Here is an 18684-nt window from a genome sequence, read left to right on the forward strand (position 1 = left end):
GATGTCGGATGCAGCCAGCAAGGCGATCGACCGCGCTATGGGCGCACTTGTCGGCGGGGCGATTGGCGATGCGCTGGGCATGCCGACGCAACTCCTGTCGCCGGCGCGGATCGCCGAGCTTTATGGACATGTCGATGATTTCGTCGCCCCGGTGGCCGACCACCCGGTGTCGAAAGGGCTGCTGGCCGGCACCATTACAGACGACACCGAACAGGCGCTGCTGCTTGGCCGCATCCTTGTGGAGTCCGGTGACCGTTTCGACCACGCGCGCTGGGTCAACGCACTGCTCGACTGGGAGCGCGAGGTCAAGGCTCGCGGCAGCTACGATCTGCTGGGTCCGTCGACCAAACGTGCCATCGATGCCATCAACAACGGCGTGCCGGCGGAGGACGCCGGGCGCGGCGGCGATACCAATGGTGCGGCGATGCGTATTGCGCCAGTCGGCATCATGATGCCGATTGAGCCGCTCGACGCGCTGGTCGCCAAGGTGGCGGAGACCTGCCGGGCGACGCACAACACTTCGATCGCCATCGCTTCGGCCGCCGCCGTCGCCGCCGCCGTCAGCCGTGGCGTCGCCGGCGGTGGCTGGCGCGCCGCGTCCGACAGCGCGGTTGCGGCGGCGAGGCGCGGGGCCACGCTCGGCCATTGGGTGACCGGCGGCGACATCGCCGTGCGTATCGTCTGGGCGCAGGATATAGTGCGTGGCAAGGTGATGAAGGATGCGATCCGGCTGATCACCGATCTGGTCGGCACCGGCGTCGCCAGCCAGGAATCGGTTCCGGCGGCCTTCGCGGTGCTGGAAGTCGCCGGCGGCGATCCCTGGCAAGCGGCCGTCATCAGCGCCAACCTCGGCGGTGACACCGACACGATCGGCGCCATCGCTGCCGGCATGGCGGGAGCCTGCACCGGCTTTTCCCGATTGCCGCAGCAGCATATCGCCAGGCTTGTCGGCATCGACATGTCGGAGGTTCGCGCCCTTGCATCCGATCTCATGGCGGCGAGGGTTGCGAAAAAAGGTTCCGGCAAGGACGCGGCGGCATGAGCGGGCGTCTCGTTCATATCGGCAGTGCCGTCGTCGACTATGTCTACCGCATCGATGCCTTGCCGGCGCCCGGCGCGGAGAAGACCGCATCGAGCTTTGCCCAGGTCGCCGGCGGCGGCTTCAACATGATGGTCGCGGCCAGCCGTACCGGCATGAAGGTGGTGTTCGGCGGCCAACTCGGCAGTGGACCGAACGGCGACTTCCTTCGCGCCGCTCTCGCCAACGAGGGCATCGAGACGCTGACGCCGCCATCGCCCTTGATGGATAGCGGCAATTGCGTCGCCATGATCTCGAGCGACGCCGAACGCACCTTCGTGTCGTGGCCAGGTGCTGAGAGCGTGCTCAGCCTCGACATGATGGCGCCCGTCTCGGTCACACCGGGTGACTGGGTGTTCACCTCCGGCTACACGCTGAGCTACCCCGCAAGCCGTGACGTGCTCACCGACTGGATCGAAACACTGCCGGCGGACACTCCCTTCGTCTTCGATCCGACGCCGGTGATATCGGACATTCCGCGCCTCATCCTGTCACGGGTGCTGGCCCGCACCACATGGCTAAGCTGCAACGCGACGGAAGCGGCCGAGATTGCCGGTCCGGGCGACGTTGAAACGGTTGCCGCGCGGTTGCTGGAAGTCCATTGCCCGAAAGCAGCCGGCGTGGTCATCCGCGCCGGGGCCAAGGGCTGTCACGTACGGCGGGCCGACGGCTCGGTGCAGACCGTTGCCGGCTTCAAAGTTTCCGCCATCGACACCAACGGCGCCGGCGACACACATATCGGCGCCTTCGTCAGCGCGCTGTCGCGCGGCATCCCGCCTTTCGAGTCAGCGCGCTATGCCAATGCAGCGGCGGCGGTTTCGGTGACCCGCCATGGCGGTTCTTCGGCGCCGACCGATCACGAGATCCAGACATTCCTGAGCCATGCCGCCGACCCGTCGGGCGCACAGGGCCGGACACAGAAGGCCAATGCATAACTGCCAGAAAGCCTGACAAGCCCGGGAAGCGGGCAAACACAGAGAGGAACCAACCATGCGCATGCCTGACTTGACTGCCCTTTTGACGGCGACCGCCGTATTTACCTCCGCACTCGCGTTTGCCGCCAAGGCCGACGAAGTGCATGTGCTCAACTGGAAGGGCTACGGCACCGACGAGCCGTGGGCCGTCGAGGCGTTCGAAAAGGCCACCGGCAACAAGGTCATCAACGACTTCTTCAATTCCGAACAGGAAATGCTGACCAAGATCCGGACCAATCCCGGCCTCTACGATGTCGTCATGATCAACGCTGCCTTCAACGACCAGGCGATGGACGGAAAGCTGATCCAGCCGATCGATACCTCCAAGTTGCCGAACTACGCCGACATCAGCAAGGACAAGGCAGGATCGCCAATGCTTGTCCATGACGGCAAGGTCTATGGCGTGCCATGGGTGTGGGGACTGACAGCGCTCGCCATCAACGAGAAATCCTTCGACAAGCCGCCGACTAGTATCGCCGAGATGTGGGATGCCGCCCACAAGGGCCGCGTCGTCATTCGTGACGACGCCGTCGAGGCGGTGCAGTTCGGCGCTATCGCCACCGGTCAGAACATAAACGACATCAAGGATATGGATGCGGTCAAGACCAAGCTCACCTCGCTGATGCCGCAGATCAAGACCTTCTGGAGCTCGGAGAACGACTGGAACCAGATGGTCGCCTCCAACCAGATCGACATCGGCACCTACTGGAGCGGTTCTGCCGACCGCGCCAAGACGCATTTCAAGCTCCCGGTCTCGCTGGTCGTGCCGCAGGAAGGCGCCGTCGCCTGGCTCGATGCCTTTTCCATTCCGGTCGGCGCCAAGAACGTCGCCGGCGCCGAGGCCTTCATCAACTACATGATCGACCCGAAATTCTATGTCGAATGGGTCACCAAGGTCGGCGCTCCGGTCTCGGCCAACACGAAGGCGGTGGAAGCGCTGCCCGAGGATGCCTTCAACCGCAAGGTGATGGGGGACCCCGAAGTGGCCAAGCGCATCCAGTTCCAGGCGCCGATTACCGACGCGCAGCGCGAAGCCTATCTGGCGCTGTGGCAGCAGCTCAAGGTCGACGTGAAATAAGGCCGACATCCGGGCCAGCCGGCGGTTCGCGCCGGCTGGTTCTTTCAATCCTGGGGAGGAGGGTATCATGGCAGCTGCGACAGCGTCGCGAAGCGGGCTGAGATCGGCATTGCCGCTGCTGGCGCCGGCCTATCTCTGGCTGACGGTGGCGATCTTCCTGCCGCTCTCGGCCATGGTCTTCTTCTCGTTCATGACCGAGCTGCCGCTGTCGGGGAAGCCGTGGGCGTTCACGCTCGGCAACTATGCCGCCTTCTTCTCGCAAAGCCTCTATCTGACACTGCTGCTCGCCTCGCTGCGGCTCGGCCTTGAAGTGACGCTGTGGTGCATCGTCATCGGCTATCCCGCGGCTTACGTGCTGGCCAAGGTGCTGAAGGGCCGCAGCCGCGAGGCGATCTTCCTGCTCGTCATCCTGCCGTTCTGGTCGAATGGCCTGGTGCGCATCTTCTCCTGGGCGATGGTTCTGCGCGAAGGCGGCATCCTCGACACGGCGCTCAACGCCGTGCTGCCGTTCAAGATCAATATCGACCTGATGTATTCCTATCCGGCCGTGATCATCGGGCTGGTGCATTCCTATGTGCCCTACATGGTGTTGACCTGCTACCTGACCCTGCAGGCGATCGACGACTCGCTGATCGAGGCCGGGCGCTCGCTCGGCGCCTCGCGGCTACAGGTGCTGAAGCGCGTGATCATTCCGCTGTCGATGCCCGGATTGGTGGCGGGCGCGGCGCTCATCTTCGTGCCGGTTGTCGGCTCGTTCATGGAGCCACGCATCCTCGGCGGCCGCACAGGCACCTTCTACGGCACGGTCATCGAGGACCAGTTCGTCGCCGTGTTCAACTGGCCGCTGGGTGCGGCGCTCTCCTTCATCCTGCTGGCCGTCGTGCTGGTGATCCTGGCGGCTGCCTCGCCAGTACTCAAGAGGGCCGCGTGATGGCGACAACCCGCGTCCTCGAATGGCTCGGCCGCCTTTACATCTGGCTGCTGCTGGCCTTTCTCTATTTGCCGATCATCATCATGGCGCTGATGTCGTTCAACGTCTCGCCCTTCTACCAATTGCCGTTCGAATGGACGACGGAGTGGTACGCATCGCTGTGGCAGAACGATCAGCTGATCGCCGCCACCTGGAACAGCGTCGAGATCGCAGTCATCACCACCATCGTCTGCACGGTGCTTGGCTCGGCGGCGTCGCTGGCGCTCTATCGTTATGAATTTCGCGGCAAGAAATTCCTGCAGGCGCTGCTTTTCCCGCCGATCGCCATTCCTTGGCTGATCACCGGCACGGCGATGCTGATCTTCTTCTTCGGCGTCGGCATCGGCCGCGGCCTGCATGCCATCCTGCTTGGCCATGTGGCGCTGGCGCTGCCCTATGTCATCGTCGTCGTTTCGGCCCGGCTGCAGACCTTCGCGCCGGAACTGGAAGAGGCGGCGCGCTCGCTCGGCGCCAACCAGTGGCAAGTGACGTGGCGTGTCACGCTGCCGTGGATCATGCCCGGCGTCATTGCCGGCGGGCTGTTCGCCTTCGCCGTCTCGTTCGACCAGTTCGTGGTGTCCTATTTCCTGGCGACGCCGGGGCAGACGACGCTGCCGGTCGAAATCTACGCCGCGATCCGCAAGGGCTTCACGCCCGAGATCAACGCGGTCTCGACAATCATCATTGTCGTGTCGATGGCACTGATGCTGCTCACGGCGCGCTTCTTCAAATTCGGCGGAGAGAAATAATGGCCGGCGTGCAGGTATCGAACGTCTCGCGCAGCTTCGGCGCGCACAAGGCGCTGGACGATGTCTCCATCGATTTCGCCGATGGCGGCTTCTATGCGCTGCTTGGGCCGTCGGGCAGTGGCAAGACCACGCTGCTGCGCCAGATCGCCGGGTTCGACTTTCCCGATTCCGGCCGCATTGCCATCGGCGGCGAGAGCGTCGAGCGGGTGCCGGTCGAGAAGCGGCGCATCGGCATGGTGTTCCAGAACTATGCGCTGTTTCCCAACATGAGCGTTGCCGACAATGTCGCCTTCGGCCTGTCGGTGCGCGGCGAGGCCAAGGCGGTGATTGCCGCCGAGGTGCAGGCCGCGCTCGATCTCGTGCAACTCGGCAAGCTCGGCGGCCGGCGCCCGCACCAGCTGTCGGGCGGTCAGCGCCAGCGGGTGGCATTGGCACGGGCCATCGTCACCAAGCCGCGCGTGCTGCTGCTCGATGAGCCGCTTGGCGCGCTCGACAAGGCGCTGCGCGTCGACATGCAGATCGAACTGAAGCGCATCCAGCGCGAGATCGGCATCACCACCATCTTCGTCACCCACGACCAGGAAGAGGCGCTGACGATGAGCGACCGCATCGGCATCTTGCGCGACGGCAGGCTGGTACAGGAAGGGCCGCCGGAAGAGATCTACGACCGGCCAAAGAGCGAGTTCGCCGCCACTTTCCTCGGCGACGCAAACATCTTTCGTGGCGACAGCACCGGCAACGGCATCCGCCTGGCGGACGGCACGGCGATCGCTGCGGGCGCGGGCGCGACGCTTGCCGCCGGCGCCAAGGCGAGTTGCGCCGTGCGGCCTGAACGCATCCGCATTGCCACCGATGCCGGGGTTTCCAATGCCACCGACACGAACGTGCTCAAGGGCCAGGTTTCCAAGCGCATCTTCGCCGGCAACAACAGCACGTACTTCGTCGACCGTGCCGGCCAGACGCTGAAGGTCATCGTGCAGAACACCGGCATCGAGCGGCTGTCGGAGGGCCAGGACGTGGTGCTGCGCTGGTCGCCGGAGAGCACGGTGCTGATCGCTGCGAGTTGAGATCTGCAACGGGTCTTGCCAGACTGTTCGTAATCAGGGACAGCATAACCGGGCACGAGCCCGGAGCACATTGATGACGCTGGAATTGACGGCCGAGGACCGATCCATGCTCGACGGCGAGCAGGGTCCGTCGGCAGCCGCTGCAATGAAAATCCTGGTCGCGTTTTCCAATGCAGTTGGAGCTGGCAGCCTGCTCGATATTGCCGGCGCCCATATCGATGGCTGCCTTTACCACGGCAAGGCCGGGCTCGATTTCGTCGAACGGCTGGTCGAGGGCGGTGGCCGTGTCCGGGTGCCGACGACGCTCAATGTTGGTTCGTTCGATCTCATCCATCCCGGCATGGTGAAGATGCCGGCGGCGGAGGAAGCGCCGGCGCGGCGTCTGATGAAGGCGCATCTCGAACTCGGCTGCCAGGCGACGTTCACCTGCGCACCCTACCAGACGCGGTTCCGGCCGGGCTTCGGCGAGCAGATCGCCTGGGGTGAATCCAATGCCATCGTCTTTGCCAATTCGGTTATCGGCGCGCGCACCAACCGTTATGGCGATTTCATCGACCTTTGCTGCGCCATGACCGCGCGTGCACCGGCCTGGGGCCTGCATCTGAGCGAGAACCGGCGCGGCCGCATCCTGTTCGACCTGGCCGTTCCTGAGCCGGAGCCGAGCGACAGCCTGTTCGTCGGCGTCGGGCTGTTCATCGGGCAGGCAAGCGGCGATCGGATTCCGGTGATCGCCGGCCTGCCACAACCGCGTGACGAGGACCAACTGAAGGCGCTGGGTGCTGCGGCGGCAACCGCCGGCGCGGTGGCGCTGTTCCATGCGGTCGGCATCACGCCAGAAGCGAAGACGCTCGATGAGGCGTTCCAAGGCCATGCGCCAGAGGCTTCGATCCGCATCAGCCGCGCCGACATCGATCAAGCGCTGGCCAGGCTATCGACCGTGCCTGATGGTGCGCCACTGGCGGCCGTGTCGCTGGGCACGCCGCACTTTTCCCATGACGAATGGATGCGTCTGTTGCCGATGGTGCGCGAGATCGCGCCGGCCAGGCGTATCCCGATCTATGTCAACACCGGTCGCGCGACGCTGACGCGATTGCAGGAGGAGGGCGCGCTGGCTGGCATGGAGGGGTTCGGCTTGATCCCGGTCGCCGACACCTGCACCTATGTCACCTCGATCCTCGAGCGCCTGGACGGCGTGGTGATGACCAATTCCGGCAAATGGGCGCATTACGCGCCGGGCAATATCGGCGTGTCCGTCGCCTTCGCCGACATGAGGGATTGCATCCGCTCGGCTGCGATCGGGCATGTTGTGCGGAGTGCGTCATGATTTGGTCGACTGACACCGGGGTCGAGCGGTTCGGGACCTTCCAACTGGCCGGTGAGGCCGAGGGCCAGGCGCTGGCTTTTTCGCAGCCGCTCAGCTTCTGGGGCGGCGTCGACGCCGAGACTGGCGACATCATTGACCATTCGCATCCCGGTCTCGGCCAGAATATCGCCGGCAAGATCCTGGTGATGCCGAGCGGGCGTGGCTCGTCCTCCTCATCCTCGGTTCTGGCCGAGGCGATCCGCAAGGGCACGGCACCTTCCGGCATCCTTCTGGAGCGGCCGGACCCGATCCTGGCGGTGGGCGCCATCGTCGCCGAATTCCTCTACGCCATTCGCATGCCGGTGGTGGTGTGCGACATTGCCGGTGTCGCCTCCGGCGACCGGATCGCGATCAGTCTCGGCGTGGATGGCCGGTCGATCGTCAGCATCGGGAGACGCCCAGACTGAGTGGCTGGAGTGCTGCCTCGCGTCGCCACTTCGAACAGACGGCGCGCGCTTATCAGCGCGGCCTTCGTCATTCCTGGTCTGAATCGTCGGTCGTCACACCCCATGATGGGAAATGATGGTGTCGGCCTTGGCCGAGGCGCAGGCCATCGCGTTATATCCTGTCCTCCACGGGAGGAATGGATGGCAGGCACGGATTTCGAGCCGGATGTGAAGATTCGCACCAGGGAATACCGGATCGGCTGCGTCGGTGCCGGCATGATCATGGCCGAATGCCATCTCGCCGCCTATGCAAAGGCCGGCTTCCCGGTGGTCGCGATCGCTTCGCGTACGAAAGCCAGCGCCGAAAAAGTGGCCGGGCGCTGGGGCATCCCAACCGTTCATGAGACGCCGGAACAGCTGATCGAGGACGACCGGGTCGAGATCGTCGATCTTGCCTTTCCGCCCGACCAGCAACCGGCGCTGATCCGCCATGCGCTGAAGCAGAAGCACATCAAGGCGATCCTGGCGCAGAAGCCATTGGCGCTGTCGGTCGAAGAAGCGGTCAGGCTGCGCGACGAAGCGGCCGGGTCCGGCAAGATACTCTCGGTCAACCAGAACATGCGCTACGACCAGTCGATGCGTGTTCTGAAACAAATCATCGATAGTGGCGCGCTGGGCGACATCGTCTTCGCGCAGATCGACATGCATGCGATCCCGCACTGGCAGACTTTTCTTGCCGACTATGATCGGCTGACGCTCGCCAATATGAGCGTGCATCATCTCGACGTGCTGCGTTTCCTGTTCGGCGATCCGCAAGAGATCACGACGCTGACGCGCAAGGATCCGCGCACGAAATTCGACCATTCCGACGGCATCACCGTATCGACGTTGCGCTTCCCGTCGGGCGTGCTCGCCGTGTCGCTGGAAGACGTCTGGTCCGGCCCGCGCCAGGAGGGCTACAAGGACGACCAGCACATCAACTGGCGCGTCGACGGCACCAGGGGAGTCGCCAAGGGCACCATCGGCTGGCCGACGGGCGTGGCTTCGACCCTGACCTATGCCTCGGCCGAGACGACAGGCGGCGAATGGGTCAGTCCCAGATGGGACACGATGTGGTTCCCGCACGCATTCATCGGCGTGATGGAACAGCTTCAGCATGCGGTGAAGACGGGCACGCCACCGGCGCTGTCTGTCGCCGATAACGTCAAGACCATGGCGCTGGTCGAAGCCGGCTACCGCTCCATGGCACAAGGCCGCACGGTCAAGCTGTCCGAGATATCGATCGACTGAACATCTGGCCGCCGAATAGCGTGGCGACTGAATCGCTTACCGGGAGGAGTTCACATCATGATGCAGGCGGGTATCTTCACCGGCTATTTTCCCTATGGCCTCGAAGAGGTGGCCAGGCGCATTCGCGCGCTCGATTTCAACACGGTACAACTCGATCTGCATTTCAGGGATATCGACCTCTCGGCTGGGCAGATCAGCAAGGATAAGGCGAGGACTGTGCGGGATACGTTCCGCGACCACAATCTGCCGGTCTGCTGCATTTCCGGCTACACCAACATCATCCACCCGGACAAGGTCGAGCGCGACAAGCGCGTCGGCTATCTCAAGGAGATCATCCGCAACGCGCGCGAATTCGGCTCGCCTTACGTGATCTCGGAAACAGGCACCTACAACACCGAATCCGATTGGGTGCACCACCCCAGGAACAAGACTGAGGAAGGATTCGAGGAATGCCGTAAGGTGATCTCCGACCTTGCCCAGACGGCCTATGACCATGGCGCGGTCTTCCTGCTCGAAACTTATGTCAACAATGTCGTCGGCTCAGTCGAGGAAACGGTCAAGATGTTCGCGCATGTCGACCATCCTGGTCTTGGCCTGCTGATGGATCCGACCAATTATTTCGAGGCGCACAACATCGACCGCATGGACCAGGTGCTGAACCAGGTGTTCGACACGCTGACCGACAAGATCAGGATCGCGCATGCCAAGGACGTCAAGCGCTCCGGCAGCGACAAGTCGGAGAAGCACGCCGACATTGGCGATGACAATGCTTCGGAAGGCCTCACCTTTCGCGGCGTCGGCGAGATCGAATTGCCGGCGCCCGGCCTCGGTTCGCTCAATTATGATCTTTATCTCAAGCGGCTCAGCGAAAAGCACCCGAACATCCCGGTCATCATCGAGCATCTGACCGAGGACGACGTGCCACGCGCCAAGACATTCCTCGATGGAAAATTCCGCGCCAACGGCCTTTGAGGACCGCACGGGAGGCGACGATGGCGACGGTCAAGACAAAGCGCGACTACAGCCTGGTCGGTGAAAGCACGCGGATCGCGATCGAGACCGGGCTGGCCTCCGCCGAGTGGTATCACACAGACGTGCCGCGCAAGACTATGAAGGAGCTGATGCAACGCTCCGATATGCCGGCGATCCGCGACACCCTCATCTGGATCGCCGCCATATTGGGCTCGGCTGCCGGCGGCATCTGGTTTTGGAGTTCATGGTGGTGCGTGCCGTTCTTCTGCGTCTACGGTGTGCTCTACGGCTCCTCCAGCGACTCGCGCTGGCACGAATGCGGCCACGGCACAGCCTTCCGCACCCGCTGGATGAACGACGTCGTCTACCAGATCGCCAGCTTCATGCTGATGCGCAATCCGGTGACCTGGCGCTGGAGCCATGCCCGACATCACACCGACACGATCATCGTTGGCCGCGACGCCGAGATCGCGGTGATGCGTCCGCCGGATCTGTTGCGCGCCGCACTTGCCTTCACGGGCGTCCTCGATTTCCGCTATTCGCTGCCGACGCTGGTGCGCAATGCGTTCGGCAAACTCTCGCCGGACGAGAAAAGCTTCGTGCCGGAGATGGAGCAGCACAAGGCGGTCATCGCCGCGCGCTGGCAGATCGCTATCTATCTCGCTGCGATCGCGCTGGCGCTCTGCCTCTGGTCGTTCCTGCCGCTGGTGCTAATCGGCCTGCCGCGCCTCTACGGCAGCTGGCACATGGTGCTGACCGGCCTGCTTCAGCATATCGGGCTGGCCGACAATGTCACCGATCATCGGCTGAACACGCGCACCGTCTACATGAACCCGATCAGCCGTTTCATCTATTGGAACATGAACTACCACGTCGAACATCACGTGTTTCCGATGGTGCCCTATCATGCGCTGCCGAAGCTGCATGAGTTGATCAAGCATGATCTGCCGGAACCGAACCCTTCGATGTGGCATGCTTATCGCGAGGTCTGGCCGGTACTGATCAAACAGCTCCAGTACGAGGACTATTTCCTCGAGCGCGAATTGCCGCCGACGGCACGGCCGTACCGCGACGAATTCCATGCGCTGACCGTCCCGGCGGCAGCGGAATAGGGGAGAACCAGATGGCCGGCTGGGTTGAAGCGTGCGGCGTCGATGATGTCGAGGAAGAAGACGTCATCCGCTTCGACCATGGCGGTCGCACCTTCGCCATCTATCGCAGCCCGGATGACGAATTCTTCGCCACCGACGGCTACTGCACGCATGAGAAGGCGCATCTGGCTGACGGGCTGGTGATGGACGACATCATCGAATGTCCCAAGCACAATGGCCGCTTCAACTACAAGACTGGTGCCGCCAAGGGCGCACCGGTGTGCGTCAATCTCGCGACCTATCCGGTGAAGGTCGAGGCTGGCAAAGTGATGATCCAGATCGGCTGACCTGCCGCAGCACGTAACAGAGGGAATTCTTTCGATGAGCCGAAAAAGACCGACGGTGGCGGACCTGCGCGCCATGAAGGGCAAGCGCCAGCTGACGATGCTGCGCGTACTGACGATGGACGAGGCCGAGGCCGCCGAGCGGGCAGGGGTCGACATCGTCTCGGTGCCGCCCGAACTGGTGCTCAACCCGCAATACCGCGATGCGGCGCCCAGCCTGTTCACCATGCCGGGGGAGAATTTCTTCGAGATCGGCACGGCGGACGATTTCCTGCGCTGGGCCTTCCGGCTCTACAAGGCCGGCGCCGACGCGGTCTATTGCAGCGCCGGCTACGCCACGATCAAGCGGATGGCCGACGATGCCATCCCGGTCATCGGCCATGTTGGCCTCATTCCATCGCGCGCCACCTGGACGGGCGGCTTCAAGGCTGTTGGCAAGACAGCCGACACCGCCATGGCGGTCTTCGCAGCGGTGAAGCAACTGGAGGCCGCCGGCGCCATCGGCGCGGAGATCGAAGTGGTGCCGGTCGAGGTGGCGAAGGCAATCTCGGAGCGGACGTCGCTGATCATGCTGTCGATGGGGGCGGGCACCGGCTGTGACGCGCAATATCTGTTCGCCGACGACATTCTCGGCCAGAACCGTGGGCACATGCCTCGCCACTCCAAGGTCTATCGCAATTTCGCCGCCGAATATGATCGTTTGCAGGCTGAGCGGATCGCGGCGTTCTCCGAATATGTCGCCGACGTCAACAGCCTGGCCTATCCCGAGGACAGGCATGTCGTGCACATGGATCCCGATGAACTACGGCTGTTCCTCGACAAGGTCGGCCGGGCGTAAGGTCACCTGCCAGGGTCCGTTGGCGAGCGCGGCGAAGAGCGCTTCGGCGTCGATGCCGAGTGGCCGATCCTCCTTCAGGCTAGGGACCAGCGCGCGTATCGCCGTGTGAATTGCGGCGGTGCGTGGCGCCAGGGTGAGCCCGTCGCGCATGTCGACCGCCTGTGCCGCCGCCATCAATTCGAAGGCGATCAGCCGCCGCCACAGCGCGACCATCCCAGCGCATTTCGCGACAGCCAGCGGTGTCTGCGTGGCATGGTCCTCGACGCCTTCCGAGACGGCCAAGAAATCCAGCATCACCGGATTGGCTCTGTGGCGGATGGCGGCCAGGATCGATGTCGCCGTCTTCTGCAGCGGCACGAAGCCGGCCGAGGCGCCGCCGACCGGCGACAGATATTTCGGCAGGCCGTTACGGCCGGAGCCAGTAAGCTGGATGAAGCGGGCAGCGCTCGCGGCGGCACACTGGGCGATCGCCAGGCCGAGCGTTTCGAAGGCGAGCGACAGCGAGGCAGTGTGGAAATTGCCGGTCGACAGCACCAGCCCGTCGTCGCTGAGCACCAGCGGGTTGTCGGCGGCGGCATTGAGTTCGATCTCGACGGCATGTCTCGCCTGGCCGATCGCCTCGATCAGCGCGCCATGGATCGAGGGCATGCAGCGGATCGACAGGGGATCTTGCAAGGTGGTCGGCGTCGGTGCCTCGTCGCGGGCGAGCAGATGTTGCAAGGCCTTGGCCGCTTCCTGCTGGCCGGCCGCCGGCCGCGCCATATGCAGGCGCGGGTCGAGGATGGTGCGATTGGCGCCGATACCTTCCATGGTCAGCGCGCCAGCCTGGTGCTGCTGGGCAAGGGCGGACAGCGCATCCGTCACCACGAGCGCACCGCTGCCCGCTGAAACAGCCGAAGCGTTAATCAGCGACAGCCCGTCCTTGGGCGCCAGGCTGATGGGGACGAGGCGGGCCATCATCAACGCCTTGGCCGCCGGCATGCGCCGGCCCTGATAGTCGGCGTCTCCTTCACCGGTCAGCAGGCGGGCAAGCGCCGTCATCAGCACCAGATCGCCGGCGCCGATCGAGCCGAGCGACGGCATCACCGGGTGGACGCCGGCATTGAGCGCGTCGACCAAAGCGACAAACACGGTGGGCGAAAGTCCGGAGCCTCCCGTTGAAAGCATCGCCGCGCGGGCAAACATAGTTGCCCGCACGGTCTCGACCGGCAGCGCTTCGCCGACCGCGCCGCTGCGTCCTTCCAGCAGCTGGCGCTGGAAGGCGCTGGCGTCGCCCTCGACCGTCGTGCCGAGATTGGCGCCGAGCCCGGTGTTGAGGCCATAGATCTGCTGGCCGGAGGCGGCGGCCTGGTCGAGCACTGTTCGCGCCTTCTGCAGCCTGCCGAGGACATCGGATCGGACCTCCACCTTGCGCGCTTCGCGGGCCACAGCGGCGACATCCGCAGTGCCCACGCCGGCTCCGGTGAGGACGAGCGCACTCATGCGAAGCGCAGCCGCTGGCCGATGCCTTGCGCCTGCGCCTTGGCCAGCATCGCCTTGCCCAACGCAATGTCGGACAGCGACAGGCCGCGGTGCCAGAACAGGATCGTCTCGCTGTCATTCTCTCGCCCGGCCTTGAGACCGGCGGCGATCTGGCCAAGCTCGGCATGCAGCGTCTTTTCGCTCAGCCGCCCGGTCTCGACATGGGCGCGCAGCGAGCCGAACTTGCCGCCCTTACACTGGCCCCAATCGTCGACGACCATCTTCTGCATGATGTCGGTCAGCGACAGCTCCACGGCGCTCATGGTGCCGTAGGGCACGACCAGCGCGCCGGGCTTGATCCATTCGGTCTTCAACAAGGGCTGCGGTTCCGGCAGCCGCGAGGCCTCGACCACGATGTCGGCGCCTTCGACACAGCTCTTCCAGTCGGCCACAGCGGTGGCACGCTTGCCGAGATCGGCGGAGAGTTTTGCGGCGAAACCGTCGCGGCTTTCCGGGCGGCGCGAATGGACGCGGATTTCGTCGAAGTCGAAGAGATGATCGAGCAGGCGCACGTTCCAGTAGGCGGTGCCGCGCGCGCCGATATGGGCCAGCACTTTTGAGCCCTTGCGCGCCAGATGCTTGGCGCCGATGGCGGTGACGGCACCGGTGCGCATGTCGGTGATGACGGTGGCGTCGAGGATGGCGCGCGGCGTGCCGGTGCGCGGATCGAACAGATTGAGGATGCCGAATTCGGAGGGCAGGCCGTGCAGGTAGTTGTCGACATAGTCGCCGACGATCTTGACGCCGGCGGTGTCGAGAGGCGCGACGTAGCCGCGCAGGACATTGAAATGACCGTGGAAGGACGGGTCCGGCTCGAGATGGACGCGCGGCTCGATCACCGTCTGGCCATTGCCTTGCGCCACCAGGCCGGCCTCGACGGCTGCAATGATTTCACCATCGGACATGGCAAGGGCGTCGATATCGAGGGCATTGAGATAGTCGATATAGATGGGTTTCATCTGCTGCGTGCACTTTCCCCGGTCGCCTCTCATCCATAACAGGCCGTGACGCGACACGAAAGTTTGTTACGCCGTCTATGGACGCGGCCGGCTAATTGCTGTTCAAACCGGTTCCGTCATGACTGCCATTCCCGACACTGAAGCCTTACCCGAAACGGCCACCAATGCGCGGCGCGTGGCGCTGATTGTCGCCATCGCCTTCTTCATGCAGTTGCTTGATTCGACGATCATCTCGACATCGCTGCCGCAGATGGGCGCTTCCTTCGGCGTGCCGGCGGTGGCGATGAGCATCGGCATCACCGTCTACATGCTGACCATGGCAGTGTTCGTGCCGCTGTCGGGCTGGCTCGCCGACCGGTTCGGTGCGCGCAATATCTTCCTGCTGGCAATCATCCTTTTCACATTGGCCTCGCTCGCCTGCGGCTTCTCGCAAAACCTGACCCAGTTCGTCGCCGCACGTGTCGTGCAAGGGCTGGGAAGCGCACTGATGACGCCGGTCGGCCGCATTCTCGTCCTGCGCAATGCATCGAAGTCCGAGCTGCTCAACGCCACCGCGCTGATCACCTGGCCGGCACTGTTCGCGCCGGTGGTCGGGCCGGTGCTGGGCGGCTTCATCACCACCTATCTGTCCTGGCACTGGAACTTCTTCATCAACATCCCGCTCGGCGTGATCGGGCTGGCGCTGGTCGCCCGCTTCATTCCCGGCGACCGCGATGCCAACCCAAAACCGCTAGACTGGCCGGGTTTTTTCCTGACATCGGCGGGACTTGCTTGCCTTCTGTACGGGCTCGAACGCATCGCGCATCCAGAAGACGGTGTCTTGCCGACGGTGGCGCTCATCGCCTTCGGCGTCGCCATCGGCTGGCTGGCGGTGCGCCATCTCAGGCGCGCACCGCATCCGCTGCTCAACCTCTCATCGTTCAAGGTGCTGACCTTCGCCATCTCGACGCTTGCCGCCGGCACCAATTTCCGGGTGGCGATCAACGCCACGCCGTTCCTGTTGCCGCTTCTGTTCCAGGTCGGCTTCGGTCTCAGCCCCGTCGATGCCGGCATGATGATCCTGGCCTATTTCCTCGGCAATCTCGGCATGAAGACGGTGACGACGCCGACGCTGCGGCGCTTCGGCTTTCGATCTGTGCTCGTCGTCAACGGCCTGATCGCCTCGGCGTCGATCATGGCGTGCGCGGCGATCTCACCGCAGACGCCGCAAGCGCTGGTGATCCTACTGATGCTGATCGCCGGCCTGTCGCGCTCGATGCAGTTCACCGCACTCAACACGCTGGCCTTCGCCGATATCGACGCGGCGCAACGCAGTTCGGCCGCGACACTGTCCAGCATGCTGCAGCAAGTGGCGATGCTGTTCGGCGTCGCGGTGGCGGCGGCGATCCTCAACCTGTCGCAGATCGCCAGGGACCGGCCGGCGCTCGACCTCGTCGATTTTCGAATCGCCTTTCTGGCGATCGGCGCCATCGGGCTGGTGGCGGCGTTGCGTTTCCTCGCGCTGCCACCAGGTGCGAGTGCCGAGGTTTCCGGCCACGCACGGGGGGACTGAAATCGAATTTTTCCACCTGACGCGGAGATAAATTCCGCCTTGCCCTTTCGCCTTGGTCGGTGCTTTCGCACGCGATCGCATTGGCGCAACCAATTGCTAAAAATCCAGGCTTTTCCGGGCATTGCGCCAGTTTTGGCAATCGATGCGTCCACTCGATGAATATCGCCGCCGACCGGGCTTCTGAACGCGGATTCATTTGACGAACCGGCGCTAAGCCGATTAGCTTTCCGTGGGATGGCAGCGCTGCCATTGGGGCGTAAGCGGGACATGAACGCGATCGGCTGGCCGAATTTCAGGAGCCTGAATCAGGAAGGCATTGTCTTTGCCATTGCCGTGGTGCTGTTTGTTGCCGCTGCCATCGGCCTGCCGGGCTTCATCGACCCAAACAATCTCTTGGCCATCGTCCGCTCGGTGTCGGTGCTCGGCATACTGGCGCTCGGCATGGCTGTCGTCATCATCGGCCGAGGCATCGACCTCTCGGCCGTGGCGATCATGGCAATGTCTGTCGCCTGGTATCTGCAGCTCCTGAATTCAGGAACGCCGGACGGGCTGGCCTTCGCCTATGTGCTGGCCGGCGTGCTCGCGATCGGCCTGCTAAACGGCTTCCTCGTCGCCTATGCCGATGTGCCGGCGATCTTCGTGACGCTGGCGACTGGTTCCTTCGTCTTCGGCTACGTCCGCTCGCAACTGATCACGCAGGATGCCGTGCCGGTGCCGCAGGGCCATTGGGTCGAGCTGCTCGGCGGCCTGCGCTTCCTCGATATTCCCATCGAGGTGTTCGTCTTCGCGGGCCTCGCCTTCTTGTTCTTCCTGTTCCTACGCTACACCAAATGGGGCCGCTACATCTATTTCGCCGGCGACAATCCGGTCGCGGCGCGCAACATCGGCATTCCGGTGCGGCCGATGTTGGTGCTGCGCTATGTGCTGTCGGCCTTCGTCGCGCTGATTGCCGGCCTGCTGACGGCGGCCAGCCTGCATTCGATCAACACCCGCGTCGTCAACTCGACGCTGCTCTACGACATCGTGCTGGTGGCGGTGATCGGCGGCATCGGCCTGTCCGGCGGGCGGGGCGGGGTGCGTAACGTGCTGGTCGGGGCGGCGCTGATCGGCATCCTGCTCAACGCCATGACCATCATCGACATTCCGCTGCTCTATCAGAACCTGATCAAGGCGGCGATCCTGCTGGGGGCGATCATCGTCGACGGCGTCATCAACCCACGTGACGAACAGACCGCGCAGCAGGGCGATATCTAAGCATGATCCCGAAGAGATCATGCTCGAACCAGAGGACTTGACCAAACGCGGACGGTTGGGCCGTCGGTGAACCACAATGACCAAAACAGAGGATGTGACATGAAACTGATCAGAACACTCTTGGCCGCCGCCACGGCGCTTGCCGTTGCCGCCTTCGTAGCGCCCACCTTTGCCGCCGACGATCCGGGCCCTGCCGCCTATGCGCAGTCGCTGAAGGGCAAGCGCGTCATGCTGGTGCCGCTGGCGATGGGTTTCGACCTGGCGCAGGGCTGGGCGCATTATCTGAAGACCGAAGTCGAGGCCTGGGGCGGCGTGTTCGAGACGCGCGACCCGAACTGGGTTGTCGATGCCGGCGCGCAGGCAATCACCGACGCCATCTCGTCGGACACCAGGCCGGACGTGCTGATCATTCATGCACCGGACCTGAACTCCTATTCCAAGCTGATGAAGAAGGCGCAGGCGGCCGGCACCTATGTGCTTCTGGTCGATAATCCGGCCAACTTCCCGGCCGACGCCTTTGTCGGCAGCGACTGGGACCGTCTAGGCCAGCTCGAGGCCGAAGCGGCGATCAAGGGCTGTGGCGAAAACTCGTCGAAGAAGATCGGCCTGGTGCAGGGCGATCAGGCGAACTCCTCAAGCCTTTATCAGTATGCCGGTATCATGAAGGTTCTGGACAAGCATCCCGACTTCAAGGTGGTGGCCAAGCCCGACTCCAACTGGGATGCGACGACCTCGCGCAACGTGACGACAACGATGCTGCAGCAGAACCCGGACATTTGCTCGATCATCGACTTCTGGGACGGTGACGCCACCGGCGCGTCGGCCGCGATCCGAGACGCCAAGCTCGAGGGCAAGGTGTTCCTGGTCACTACAGGCGGCGGTGAAAAGGCGGCAGACTGCGACAAACTCCAGGACGGCACCTATGGCGCCGTGGTGATGACCGAGCTTGCCCGCCAGTCGGGCGACATGAACGCTATTATCAAGTTCCTGCTGCAGAGCGGCCAGCCGGCCGGTACCTCGCACACCTACATCTACACGCTCGAGAAGGCGACGACCAAGGCCGACCTCAAGCCCGACAGCTGCTGGGACCTGAAGGCGCTGCAGGCCGAAGCGGCGGCGAAATAGACCGATCCTTGCCAACACCAATCAACGAGGTGGCCGGATTGCCCGGCCACCTCCTTCTCTTGCAGCCCAGATT

General features: G+C 63.8%; 18 protein-coding genes. 16 read left to right on the forward strand and 2 right to left on the reverse strand.

What is annotated here, in order from left to right; translation table 11 throughout:
• Window position 1: 1 nt before the first annotated feature.
• The 13 genes from CGZ66_RS36465 (at window position 2) to CGZ66_RS36525 (ending at window position 12200) form a co-directional block, all read left to right on the forward strand.
• Window positions 2-1042, forward strand: coding sequence for an ADP-ribosylglycohydrolase family protein (locus CGZ66_RS36465; RefSeq protein ID WP_095091416.1), 1041 nt, complete (start codon window positions 2-4; stop codon window positions 1040-1042).
• Window positions 1039-2013, forward strand: a complete 975-nt coding sequence (locus CGZ66_RS36470; RefSeq protein WP_095091417.1) for a PfkB family carbohydrate kinase — start codon at window positions 1039-1041, stop codon at window positions 2011-2013. Before CGZ66_RS36465 ends, CGZ66_RS36470 begins: the two co-directional genes overlap by 4 nt.
• Window positions 2014-2068: 55 nt before the next feature.
• A complete protein-coding gene (locus tag CGZ66_RS36475; RefSeq protein ID WP_095091418.1) occupies window positions 2069-3130 on the forward strand; it encodes an extracellular solute-binding protein in 1062 nt (353 codons plus the stop codon).
• Window positions 3131-3197: 67 nt separating this feature from the next.
• The gene (locus CGZ66_RS36480) at window positions 3198-4061 is read left to right on the forward strand and encodes an ABC transporter permease (protein ID WP_095091419.1); all 864 of its coding nucleotides are present in this window, start codon (window positions 3198-3200) and stop codon (window positions 4059-4061) included.
• A complete protein-coding gene (locus CGZ66_RS36485; RefSeq protein WP_095091420.1) occupies window positions 4061-4849 on the forward strand; it encodes an ABC transporter permease in 789 nt (262 codons plus the stop codon). Before CGZ66_RS36480 ends, CGZ66_RS36485 begins: the two co-directional genes overlap by 1 nt.
• On the forward strand, window positions 4849-5916 hold the full coding sequence (locus tag CGZ66_RS36490) for an ABC transporter ATP-binding protein (RefSeq protein WP_095091421.1): 1068 nt from the start codon (window positions 4849-4851) through the stop codon (window positions 5914-5916). The genes CGZ66_RS36485 and CGZ66_RS36490 overlap by 1 nt, the downstream gene beginning before the upstream one ends.
• Before the next feature lie 73 nt (window positions 5917-5989).
• Window positions 5990-7240 carry an aconitase X gene (locus CGZ66_RS36495; RefSeq protein ID WP_095091422.1) on the forward strand — a complete coding sequence of 417 codons (1251 nt, stop codon included), beginning with the start codon at window positions 5990-5992 and terminating at the stop codon, window positions 7238-7240.
• Window positions 7237-7686: an aconitase X swivel domain-containing protein gene (locus CGZ66_RS36500; protein WP_095091423.1), complete on the forward strand. Its 450-nt coding sequence runs from the start codon at window positions 7237-7239 to the stop codon at window positions 7684-7686. The genes CGZ66_RS36495 and CGZ66_RS36500 overlap by 4 nt, the downstream gene beginning before the upstream one ends.
• A 180-nt stretch (window positions 7687-7866) precedes the next feature.
• The gene (locus tag CGZ66_RS36505; RefSeq protein ID WP_095091424.1) at window positions 7867-8955 is read left to right on the forward strand and encodes a Gfo/Idh/MocA family protein; all 1089 of its coding nucleotides are present in this window, start codon (window positions 7867-7869) and stop codon (window positions 8953-8955) included.
• A 57-nt stretch (window positions 8956-9012) separates the two neighbouring features.
• Window positions 9013-9927, forward strand: a complete 915-nt coding sequence (locus CGZ66_RS36510) for a sugar phosphate isomerase/epimerase family protein (RefSeq protein WP_095091425.1) — start codon at window positions 9013-9015, stop codon at window positions 9925-9927.
• Between the two features lie 20 nt (window positions 9928-9947).
• A complete protein-coding gene (locus tag CGZ66_RS36515; protein ID WP_095091426.1) occupies window positions 9948-11039 on the forward strand; it encodes a fatty acid desaturase family protein in 1092 nt (363 codons plus the stop codon).
• A gap of 11 nt (window positions 11040-11050) precedes the next feature.
• Window positions 11051-11365 carry a MocE family 2Fe-2S type ferredoxin gene (locus tag CGZ66_RS36520; RefSeq protein WP_095091427.1) on the forward strand — a complete coding sequence of 105 codons (315 nt, stop codon included), beginning with the start codon at window positions 11051-11053 and terminating at the stop codon, window positions 11363-11365.
• Between the two features lie 34 nt (window positions 11366-11399).
• Complete coding sequence (locus CGZ66_RS36525) at window positions 11400-12200, forward strand: 3-methyl-2-oxobutanoate hydroxymethyltransferase (protein ID WP_095091428.1); 801 nt, start codon at window positions 11400-11402, stop codon at window positions 12198-12200.
• On the opposite strand, the gene CGZ66_RS36530 is transcribed toward CGZ66_RS36525, so the two are convergent.
• Window positions 12165-13682 carry an HAL/PAL/TAL family ammonia-lyase gene (locus CGZ66_RS36530; protein ID WP_095091429.1) on the reverse strand — a complete coding sequence of 506 codons (1518 nt, stop codon included), beginning with the start codon at window positions 13680-13682 and terminating at the stop codon, window positions 12165-12167. The two genes, CGZ66_RS36525 and CGZ66_RS36530, sit on opposite strands and share 36 nt — an antisense overlap.
• Window positions 13679-14680, reverse strand: a complete 1002-nt coding sequence (locus tag CGZ66_RS36535) for an ornithine cyclodeaminase family protein (RefSeq protein WP_095091795.1) — start codon at window positions 14678-14680, stop codon at window positions 13679-13681. Before CGZ66_RS36535 ends, CGZ66_RS36530 begins: the two co-directional genes overlap by 4 nt.
• Window positions 14681-14798: 118 nt before the next feature.
• Between CGZ66_RS36535 and CGZ66_RS36540 the strand changes: the two genes are divergently transcribed.
• The 3 genes from CGZ66_RS36540 (at window position 14799) to CGZ66_RS36550 (ending at window position 18611) form a co-directional block, all read left to right on the forward strand.
• Window positions 14799-16232, forward strand: a complete 1434-nt coding sequence (locus CGZ66_RS36540) for a DHA2 family efflux MFS transporter permease subunit (protein WP_095091430.1) — start codon at window positions 14799-14801, stop codon at window positions 16230-16232.
• A 267-nt stretch (window positions 16233-16499) separates the two neighbouring features.
• Window positions 16500-17486: an ABC transporter permease gene (locus tag CGZ66_RS36545; protein WP_095091431.1), complete on the forward strand. Its 987-nt coding sequence runs from the start codon at window positions 16500-16502 to the stop codon at window positions 17484-17486.
• A gap of 99 nt (window positions 17487-17585) precedes the next feature.
• Entirely contained in the window at window positions 17586-18611 is a 1026-nt protein-coding gene (locus CGZ66_RS36550) for a sugar ABC transporter substrate-binding protein (RefSeq protein WP_095091432.1), read from the forward strand.
• Window positions 18612-18684: the final 73 nt, after the last annotated feature.

The organism is Mesorhizobium sophorae (genome assembly GCF_002270415.1).
GTDB classification, from domain to species: Bacteria; Pseudomonadota; Alphaproteobacteria; order Rhizobiales; family Rhizobiaceae; genus Mesorhizobium; species Mesorhizobium sophorae.

Bases quoted from the DNA above. Each gene is read 5' to 3' on its own strand.
- CGZ66_RS36465 (WP_095091416.1), top strand. From the start codon at position 2: ATGTCGGATGCAGCCAGCAAGGCGATCGACCGCGCTATGGGCGCACTT.
- CGZ66_RS36470 (WP_095091417.1), top strand. From the start codon at position 1,039: ATGAGCGGGCGTCTCGTTCATATCGGCAGTGCCGTCGTCGACTATGTC.
- CGZ66_RS36475 (WP_095091418.1), top strand. From the start codon at position 2,069: ATGCGCATGCCTGACTTGACTGCCCTTTTGACGGCGACCGCCGTATTT.
- CGZ66_RS36480 (WP_095091419.1), top strand. From the start codon at position 3,198: ATGGCAGCTGCGACAGCGTCGCGAAGCGGGCTGAGATCGGCATTGCCG.
- CGZ66_RS36485 (WP_095091420.1), top strand. From the start codon at position 4,061: ATGGCGACAACCCGCGTCCTCGAATGGCTCGGCCGCCTTTACATCTGG.
- CGZ66_RS36490 (WP_095091421.1), top strand. From the start codon at position 4,849: ATGGCCGGCGTGCAGGTATCGAACGTCTCGCGCAGCTTCGGCGCGCAC.
- CGZ66_RS36495 (WP_095091422.1), top strand. From the start codon at position 5,990: ATGACGCTGGAATTGACGGCCGAGGACCGATCCATGCTCGACGGCGAG.
- CGZ66_RS36500 (WP_095091423.1), top strand. From the start codon at position 7,237: ATGATTTGGTCGACTGACACCGGGGTCGAGCGGTTCGGGACCTTCCAA.
- CGZ66_RS36505 (WP_095091424.1), top strand. From the start codon at position 7,867: ATGGCAGGCACGGATTTCGAGCCGGATGTGAAGATTCGCACCAGGGAA.
- CGZ66_RS36510 (WP_095091425.1), top strand. From the start codon at position 9,013: ATGATGCAGGCGGGTATCTTCACCGGCTATTTTCCCTATGGCCTCGAA.
- CGZ66_RS36515 (WP_095091426.1), top strand. From the start codon at position 9,948: ATGGCGACGGTCAAGACAAAGCGCGACTACAGCCTGGTCGGTGAAAGC.
- CGZ66_RS36520 (WP_095091427.1), top strand. From the start codon at position 11,051: ATGGCCGGCTGGGTTGAAGCGTGCGGCGTCGATGATGTCGAGGAAGAA.
- CGZ66_RS36525 (WP_095091428.1), top strand. From the start codon at position 11,400: ATGAGCCGAAAAAGACCGACGGTGGCGGACCTGCGCGCCATGAAGGGC.
- CGZ66_RS36530 (WP_095091429.1), bottom strand. From the start codon at position 13,682: ATGAGTGCGCTCGTCCTCACCGGAGCCGGCGTGGGCACTGCGGATGTC.
- CGZ66_RS36535 (WP_095091795.1), bottom strand. From the start codon at position 14,680: ATGAAACCCATCTATATCGACTATCTCAATGCCCTCGATATCGACGCC.
- CGZ66_RS36540 (WP_095091430.1), top strand. From the start codon at position 14,799: ATGACTGCCATTCCCGACACTGAAGCCTTACCCGAAACGGCCACCAAT.
- CGZ66_RS36545 (WP_095091431.1), top strand. From the start codon at position 16,500: ATGAACGCGATCGGCTGGCCGAATTTCAGGAGCCTGAATCAGGAAGGC.
- CGZ66_RS36550 (WP_095091432.1), top strand. From the start codon at position 17,586: ATGAAACTGATCAGAACACTCTTGGCCGCCGCCACGGCGCTTGCCGTT.